This is a genomic window from Streptomyces roseochromogenus subsp. oscitans DS 12.976, from assembly GCF_000497445.1.
Lineage (GTDB): Bacteria > Actinomycetota > Actinomycetes > Streptomycetales > Streptomycetaceae > Streptomyces > Streptomyces oscitans.
The window spans coordinates 463,161-463,917 of the sequence record NZ_CM002285.1 but is presented as its reverse complement, the minus strand read 5'-3'; the positions used below and the strand labels follow the sequence as shown (position 1 = coordinate 463,917).

1 protein-coding gene is annotated in these 757 nt (G+C 75.8%); it reads left to right on the top strand.

Annotated features, from left to right (window positions below; genetic code table 11):
* A partial coding sequence (locus M878_RS46740; RefSeq protein WP_037730044.1) for a beta-ketoacyl reductase occupies positions 1 to 757 on the top strand: 757 nt, incomplete at both ends.

Genomic DNA, 757 nt, shown 5'->3' with positions numbered 1-757 from the left:
TCGCCCGCGCCACGCCGGACGGGCGGGCGCGGGCCCTGAACCCGGACGGCACCGTGCTCATCACCGGCGGCACCGGAGTCCTCGGTGCGCTGGTCGCCCGGCACCTGGTCGCCGAGCACGGCGTACGCCGCCTGGTGCTGGCCGGGCGCAGCGGCACCGCCGCAGACGACTTCGCGGACGTCGACGCGGAGATCGTCCTGGCCCGCTGCGACGCCGCCGACCGAGGCCAACTGGCCGCACTCATTGAAGAGTTGCCCGCAGCCCACCCGCTGACCGCCGTCGTCCACCTCGCCGGTGTCCTCGACGACGGACTGGTGACCGACCAGACGCCCGGCCGCCTGGACGCCGTACTGCGTCCCAAGGCCGACGCGGCCTGGCATCTGCACGAGCTGACGCGCGGCCTCGACCTCGCCGCGTTCGTCCTGTTCTCCTCCGCCGCCGGCACGGTCGACGGCGCCGGGCAGTCCGGCTACGCCGCCGCCAACGCCTTCCTGGACGCGCTGTCCGCCCACCGCAGGCACCAAGGCCTGCCCGCACAATCGCTGGCCTGGGGCTTCTGGGAGCAGCGCACGGGACTGACCGCCCATCTCACCGACGCCGACGTGGAGCGCATGGCGCGCGCCGGTGTCCGCCCCATCCCCACCGGGGAGGGCCTGCGCCTGCTCGACGCCGCCCTCGCCGCCGACGAGCCACTGCTCCTCCCGATCGGCCTGGACCTGGCCGCCCTGCGCCGCGCCGGCGACGTCCCGGCCGTGCT